Origin of the sequence: Flavobacterium limicola (assembly GCF_003634755.1) — a bacterium.
Taxonomy (GTDB): domain Bacteria; phylum Bacteroidota; class Bacteroidia; order Flavobacteriales; family Flavobacteriaceae; genus Flavobacterium; species Flavobacterium limicola.
In genome coordinates this window covers 1-6,999 of the sequence record NZ_RBXA01000008.1, presented here as the reverse complement: position 1 = coordinate 6,999, position 6,999 = coordinate 1, and the positions used below count along the sequence as shown (strand labels likewise).

Sequence of the window (6,999 nt, the reverse complement as noted above, 5' to 3'; positions counted from 1 at the left end):
GGCTGCGTTGTTGCGGGTGCAAAAGTACCACCTTTATTCGCTTTTACAAGCTTTTTTAAACTCTTTTTTTACCCTTTTCTTAACTTTTACTTTAACATACTGAAAACATGGTTTTTGAAGTGTGAAGTTTTTTCCTTTCCCCGACCCTCTCCGAAGGAAAAGATGAACTTGTGTGTAAAAATGGCTATTCCTATAGCCTTAACCAGTTTAATAGCGACTTACTTTACCCATACAATCTTGTTCAATTTATCATTTGTTGCCTATTCTTGGTTCGTCTCTCCGTATCTTCTCCTATAAAAAGCTTGCCGTACCTATTTTGTTTGGAGAAAAAACTGTTGAATCAATAAAATCACTTTATACTTTACCTCATATAAGGACGTAAATTTTCTAATTTCTCCTATATATAAGGTTATCGGATTTTGTGTTAGTGTGAATTCTTCTACTCTTGATTGAACTGAATATCCTAATTATTCGAGGACCGCGTTAGGGATAGCAGCAAAAAGCCCACAGTCTCGTCTTTTCGGACGAGACGAGGACTTGTAGCGAATAGCCCGACTTATCAATACAAAAAGGCGATTATCTTTTTTGATAATCGCCTTTTTGTATTGATAAGGAACGCCAAAATGATAAACTAATCAAAACGGATGGCTTTTACCAGTGAAATTTTGGCTATTATATAGCAAGAAATTTTACTTCTGATAGGGATACTAAAACATTTGTTTGAGTTCAAAGAAAAAACTAAACATCTACTAGAGTTGTGTTTTTTACTTCGCTAATCATGAATGTACTGTGCGTACTCCCTATATGTTGTAATGTGGTCAATTTTGTAACCAGAAATTCCCTGTAAGCCTCCATGTCCTTTACGACAATTTTCAGAATATAATCGTAATCACCACTCACATGATGACACTCTATGACTTCTTTTAGCTTTATGACTTCACACTCAAATTTAGCAATAAACTCTTTGGTATGCTGAATCAATTTAAGATGACAGAAAACCACAAAGCTCTTGTTAACTTTTGAACGATTTATTAAAACGACATATTTATCAATAATACCTTCTCTTTCTAATTTTTTGACGCGTTCGTACACAGCTGTAACGGAAAGATTTAGTTTTAAGGAAAGTTCCTTGGTTGTTTTTTTACTATCGGTTTGTAATAAAAAAAGCAATTTTTTATCTATTGAATCTAAAGTCATTGTATTAAAATTTGAAATATAATCTATAAAAATCTTGTTTATAAAACAAATTTAGAAAATAAATTTAATAAAATAATTTTTATTAGATTTAAAATCTAATAATAAACAGTATGCTTGATTATTAATCTTTAATTATTTTATTTTGAAGTAGATTTTTAAATACAACCAAATTACACAACCCAAATAAAATCTTTATTTTTTCTTTAAAAACAAAGAGATAAATGTACAACTGGATTAACTCCTAAATAATCGAATAAATATAAATTATGAAAAATTTCAATCCCGCAGACAACATTCAAGACTTACAGTACTTTGGAGAATTTGGTGGTGTAAATCCATCGATTTCTGACTCATCAACCTATACTTTTCTTTCGGCAAAAACCATGTTTGATACTTTTGAAGGCAATATGGAAGGATGCTATTTGTATTCCCGCCATTCTTCTCCAAGTAATCTATATTTAGACAAAGCACTTGCTGCCATGGAAGGAACAGAATCAGCCAATGTTTCTGCTTCAGGAATGGGAGCTATTACCCCTACACTATTACAATTATGTGATTCAGGAGATCATATTGTTTCAAGTAGAACCATTTATGGTGGTACGTATGCATTCTTAAAGAATTTCACTCCAAGATTAGGAATCAAAACTACATTTGTTGATATCACCAAATTAGACATTGTGGAAGCTGCAATCACTTCTAAAACAAAAGTTTTATATTGTGAAACCGTAAGCAATCCCTTATTGGAAGTGGCTGACATCGCAGGTCTAGCAAAAATTGCAAAAAAACACAATTTGAAGTTAGTTGTTGATAATACGTTTTCACCACTATCCGTTTCTCCTGCAACATTAGGAGCTGATATCGTTATTCACAGCTTAACAAAATATATCAATGGGAGCAGTGATACTGTGGGTGGCGTAACATGTGCTTCTCAGGAATTTATCAATGATTTAAAAAATGTAAATAGCGGTGCAAGCATGTTACTTGGTCCAACAATGGATAGTTTACGTTCTGCTAGCGTGATGAAAAACTTACGAACCTTACACATCAGGATGAAACAACATAGTCATAATGCAATGTATTTAGCCGAACGTTTTGAAAAAATTGGACTAAAGACGGTTTATCCGGGCTTAAAAAGTCACCCAAGTCATGAATTATATGCAACTATGATTAACCCAGAATATGGTTTTGGAGGAATGATGACTTTAGACGTAGGAACTTTAGCAAAAGCCAATGCTTTGATGGAGTTGATGCAAGCGAAAAACTTAGGTTATCTTGCAGTAAGTTTAGGGTTTTACAAAACTTTATTTAGCGCACCAGGAACTTCAACATCAAGCGAAATTCCAATGGAAGAGCAAATAGAAATGGGGTTGACTGATGGTTTAATACGTTTTTCTATAGGTTTAGATAATGACATCGAAAGAACGTATCAGATGATGAAAGAATGTATGGTTGAATTAAACATTCTTACTGCAGAATCGATTTCTTTGGTATAATTATTTCGTTCATTTATTAAAAAATCCGTTTGAAAGTAATTTTCAAATGGATTTTTCAGTAAAGACAATGTGTATGATAGCCTACGTATTTTATTTACTTACAACTAAAAATTTGGTTAACTTATTTCAGGACTGACATATTTCAAAAAAAGCCTCTCCATTTGGAAAGGCTTTCATTTTACAATCATAACGACATTTACTATTCCATTGTTACAATAATAAACTCACTGCGTCTGTTCACTTGGTGTTCTTCTTCAGTACATTTCACTCCATCAGCACATTTGTTGACTAGTTGGCTTTCACCATATCCTTTTCCGGTCAATCTATCGGATGTTATTCCATTTTTAATCAACCATTCGATAGTGGCTTTCGCTCTTCGATCCGATAACTTTTCATTGTACTTATTAGTCTGTCTGCTGTCTGTATGCGAACGTATATCTATTTTCATCTTCGGATTTGATTGCATAACCGATAGGATTTTTTCTAACTCGAATGCAGCATCTTTTCTGATCACTGACTTGTCTAAATCAAAGTAGATGATTGGTATATTCAATGTTTTGGCTAAATCAGTTCCAACTCCTACTTCCTTAATTCGCTTTTCTAACTCTAATGACAACTCTGTTTTACCGTTCCTGTTTCGTATTGAAACTTTTGCCTCTTTAGTTTCATAAGCCATTTTCTCTGCTCTTACATAATATGTCTTGCCACACACTGCTTCAAAATTGTATCTCCCTTTTTCATCGCTCGAACTCTCTCTTACTAACTTAAATTCGTCATCAAACAAACTTACTTTCGCATCCGATAATTGTATTCCTGTTTCCTGGTCTGTGATAATTCCGACCAACATTTGCTCACATGTCAGTTTTCGAAGTTCTGTAAATCTATAGATATCATCATAGCCATTGCCGCCTTCTCTATTTGAGGTAAAAAATCCATTACGATTTTTACTATTGATTAAAAAAGCAAAATCATCCTGAGGACCATTGATTGGTGACCCTACGTTTTGCACTTCTCCTAAAAGATTGGATTCCCCTATTTTTGAAACAAATATATCCAATCCGCCTAGTCCCGGACGTCCATCACTGGCAAAATACAGTTCATTATCAGTGGCTATAAAAGGAAATGTTTCTCTACCTTCTGTATTAATAGTTTTCCCTAAATTCTTTGGAGTTCCATAAGTGTCCTCTGAGAGTATTGATACACTAAACAAATCAGATTGTCCTAATGTCCCCGGCATATCTGAAGCAAAGTAAAGGGTTTTCTCATCCAAACTCAAGGCAGGGTGTGCTACACTATATTCATTACTGTTAAATGGCAATTCTATTACATTTTCCCATTTTCCAGCCTCCAATGTAGCCTTATATAATTTTAATAAAACGATCCTTTTCGAGCTTTTTTGCTTTTTACCTTCTAGATAATTGTTTCTGGTAAAATACATTGTTTTCCCGTCTTGGGTAAATACTGGAGTCGATTCATGAAATTTAGAGTTGATCTTTTTATCAAAACGCTCTACTTTTCCCATCTCCCCATCTGGTTTTATTGTTGTAAAATACAAATTGGTAAATGATTCGTTGTTCCATTTGAATACTTTCTTTGCAACTCCGCCAGTATCTCTGGCAGAGGCAAACACCAAGTTATCTTTCAAAAATGAACTTCCATAATCCGAATATTCTGAATTGATTCCTGCATCTGCTACTTCAAAACGACCCGAATTCGCTTTTATGTCCTCCAGATAATTTTTTTGCTCTACATACAGTTTCCCTCTCTGATCATTGCCAGATCGCTTATTAAACTCTTCCAACATGGTATCGGATTTGGCATAATTACCTACTGCTTTTAGTGTTTGGGAATAGCGGTAATAATACTCCGGCTCTTGGTCTTTATTCATGGTAAAGAGTTCAGTGAACCATTTCTCTGCTTTGACAAGATCAGCTGTGAAATAATAAGCGTTACCCAGTTTTTGAAACATTTTCTCATCCTTGTATCCTTTTGAGGCTACATGCTCATACGTAGAAATGGCATCTACATAAGAATAATTTTCATATTTTTTATCGGCTGATGCTAATTTGGCTTTCTGGCTATATCCTGACAATGTCAATAGTAGCAATACCGTACTGTAACTATAAAATATATTGCTTATTTTCATAATGTTATGCTGTATTTAGAAGAATCTTGGTGATATTATTTTGGTATACTTATTGAACAATTCATATCTCAAAAAGATCTCATGAGAACCTGAATTGTAATTGGATAATCTCGTAGTTTCTAAGTCATATCCATATCCTATAAACCATGAATCGCTGGCTTGAAATCCTACCATAGCACTTACCGCAGCACTCCATCGGTAGGCTAAACCCGCAACAAACTTATCATTAAACATGAAATTTGTTGATAAATCTACCTGCAAAGGAGCTCCCTGAACATACTTAGTCAATAAAGAGGGTTTGAATTTTACATTGTAACTTAAATCTAATACATGACCCGCTATTAAATATAAATTAATGTTTTCTTTGGCAACATGACTATTAGCCCCTGTAGCAGCATATCGATCAAAATGTTTAGTCTCCAATAAATAGGGCGCAGATAAACCAACATAGGTATTATCCGAATGCAAATAAAATCCAACCCCAATATTTGGAGAAAATTTATTATCAATATTAGTCTGAAAAGCATAATCATTCTGATCGTATTGACTCAGCTTATTAAAGTCTACATTCAACAAATTTGCCGATGCTTTTAGTCCAAAAGATAATTTATAACGATCAGATGTGTTGATACTGTATGAAAAATCAATGGCGATATTATTCTCATCAGAGGGACCAATTCTGTCATTTATTATCGATACACCTAATCCTACATTACTACCATTGATTGGCGTGTTCACTGAAGCTGTATTGGTTATTGGTGCTCCATCGAGACCTACCCATTGGGTTCGGTGCATGGCAAAAACACTCATTGCTTCCCTAGAGCCTGCATAACCAGGGTTAATATTAATGGTATTGTACATATACTGGGTAAACTGAGCATCTTGTTGTCCGTATCCCGATAGAAATACTAACAGAAAAACAAAACTTACTATTTTTATTCTCATCTCTTTATTTTTTTAAATTCTTAAGATATTTACAGCGTATTATCTCTGTTTACCTGTTTATATATAAGTAACCCGCTTTCTCCTGTTGTTTATTATCTTGATCTTTATACTTAAAGATGTAATAGTAAGTTCCTACAGGTAATTCTTCAGATTGTTTTATTGTAACCCTACCTTCTGAAACTCCTCTAAAAGCATTTTCATCATTATTATATCCATTTCGCTCAAATACTAAAACACCCCAACGATTATAAATCTCTACTGTATTCTCAGGATAACATTCTAATCCATCAATTCTAAATACATCATTATTACCATCTCCATTTGGTGATACAGCATTAAATACTGTTATACTACATGCTGGTGCCACTATTGGCTCATCTTCTAAAGTTGTAGTAACACTATTAGAGTTACTTTCTACTACAACTAATTGAGGAGTCAGTCCGCTTACTACAGCTTGATTAGTAACTTTTCCAAAATCAATATCCAATTGTGTTATAGTGTATACAGCTGAATAGGCGGTAGTATTAGTTTCTGATAAGCCTAATAACGGAATAGCTCCCCCTGTCATATTCAAACCTGGTAAAGCATCTGTCACAGTTACATTAGTCAGAACAGTATTACCGGTATTAGTGACAACAAAACCATAACTTATGGTCTCACCTACCTGAGCATATCCATCTCCATTCTCATCCTTAAATATCCCTGTTTTTGAAATACTTATACCTGGCGAATCGTCATTATCTTCAATAGTTCCTGTTGCCGTATCTGTTGTAGATCCAACTATTCCTGTAGTACTGGTGATCGCTACAGTGAAAGTTTCGTCATTCTCATCGATAGCATCTTGTGTTGTAGGCACCGTTGCTGTAGCTGTTGTAGCTCCAGCTAAGAAGGTTACCGTTACCGGAACTTTGATATAATCTCCGTCAGCTGTTGTTATGTCTGTAAATCCTAAAGTAACCGTGATGTCTGTAGCCGATGGGTTGCTCAAAGTAACAGCGAAAATCAAGTCCCCACCTTCTGTGATGGAAGCATCTGCAATGATGACAATTGGTGCATTGTCATTATCTAAGATCGTTCCTGTAGCACTTACTGCTCCATTGTTGATTGTGAAGGTTTCATCTGCTTCGTCAATGGTATCTTGGGTCGTTGGTACACTTACTGTTCCGGTAGTTGCTCCCGCAGGAACTGTTACTGTAACATCCGTTGTCGTGTAATCCG

5 protein-coding genes are annotated in these 6,999 nt (G+C 34.7%); 1 reads left to right on the top strand and 4 read right to left on the bottom strand.

Annotated features, from left to right (window positions below):
• Positions 1 to 738 precede the first annotated feature (738 nt).
• On the bottom strand, positions 739 to 1,197 hold the full coding sequence (locus BC952_RS14710) for an Lrp/AsnC family transcriptional regulator (protein ID WP_121366341.1): 459 nt from the start codon (positions 1,195 to 1,197) through the stop codon (positions 739 to 741).
• 266 nt (positions 1,198 to 1,463) lie between these two features.
• Between BC952_RS14710 and BC952_RS14705 the strand changes: the two genes are divergently transcribed.
• The gene (locus BC952_RS14705) at positions 1,464 to 2,690 is read left to right on the top strand and encodes an aminotransferase class I/II-fold pyridoxal phosphate-dependent enzyme (protein WP_121366340.1); all 1,227 of its coding nucleotides are present in this window, start codon (positions 1,464 to 1,466) and stop codon (positions 2,688 to 2,690) included.
• A gap of 199 nt (positions 2,691 to 2,889) precedes the next feature.
• On the opposite strand, the gene BC952_RS14700 is transcribed toward BC952_RS14705, so the two are convergent.
• From BC952_RS14700 to BC952_RS14690, 3 genes are all read right to left on the bottom strand, one after another.
• The gene (locus BC952_RS14700) at positions 2,890 to 4,836 is read right to left on the bottom strand and encodes an OmpA family protein (protein ID WP_121366339.1); all 1,947 of its coding nucleotides are present in this window, start codon (positions 4,834 to 4,836) and stop codon (positions 2,890 to 2,892) included.
• Between the two features lie 15 nt (positions 4,837 to 4,851).
• On the bottom strand, positions 4,852 to 5,781 hold the full coding sequence (locus tag BC952_RS14695) for a PorP/SprF family type IX secretion system membrane protein (RefSeq protein WP_121366338.1): 930 nt from the start codon (positions 5,779 to 5,781) through the stop codon (positions 4,852 to 4,854).
• A gap of 49 nt (positions 5,782 to 5,830) precedes the next feature.
• Positions 5,831 to 6,999 (bottom strand): T9SS type B sorting domain-containing protein (locus tag BC952_RS14690; protein WP_147405287.1); only part of this gene is annotated, 1,169 nt, incomplete at its 5' end.

Excerpts from the sequence above, each read along its gene's own strand:
- BC952_RS14705 (WP_121366340.1), top strand. The coding sequence starts at position 1,464 with ATGAAAAATTTCAATCCCGCAGACAACATTCAAGACTTACAGTACTTT.
- BC952_RS14695 (WP_121366338.1), bottom strand. The coding sequence starts at position 5,781 with ATGAGAATAAAAATAGTAAGTTTTGTTTTTCTGTTAGTATTTCTATCG.
- BC952_RS14700 (WP_121366339.1), bottom strand. The coding sequence starts at position 4,836 with ATGAAAATAAGCAATATATTTTATAGTTACAGTACGGTATTGCTACTA.
- BC952_RS14710 (WP_121366341.1), bottom strand. The coding sequence starts at position 1,197 with ATGACTTTAGATTCAATAGATAAAAAATTGCTTTTTTTATTACAAACC.